The following is a 246-nucleotide window of genomic DNA, read 5'->3' on the forward strand; positions in this document are numbered from 1 at the left end:
ATCTAGCGTCAATTAACTTGGCCGGTTCCGCGTCAATTATCTTGGCCGGTTGATACCGAATTTTATTTACTCTTATTGAGCGCTGTTTTGCGTCGGTAGCTGTCACCTTCACAATGAATAATCGTGGCATGATGAACCAAACGATCGATTGCCGCGACTGTCATCGTTGAATCTTCAAATAGTTCATCCCATTGCTCAAATGATTTGTTTGATGTGATGATCATGCTGTGTCGCTCATAGCGATGG

1 protein-coding gene is annotated in these 246 nt (G+C 43.5%); it reads right to left on the minus strand.

Annotation, left to right across the window (positions count from 1 at the left end; translation table 11 throughout):
* Nucleotides 1-62: 62 nt before the first annotated feature.
* Nucleotides 63-246, minus strand: a 184-nt coding sequence (locus AAEY83_RS17650; protein ID WP_351061279.1) for an ATP-binding protein, incomplete at its 5' end; no start/stop codon positions are given.

Source organism: Psychrobacter sp. TB20-MNA-CIBAN-0197 (assembly GCF_040309765.1).
GTDB classification, from domain to species: Bacteria; Pseudomonadota; Gammaproteobacteria; order Pseudomonadales; family Moraxellaceae; genus Psychrobacter; species Psychrobacter submarinus.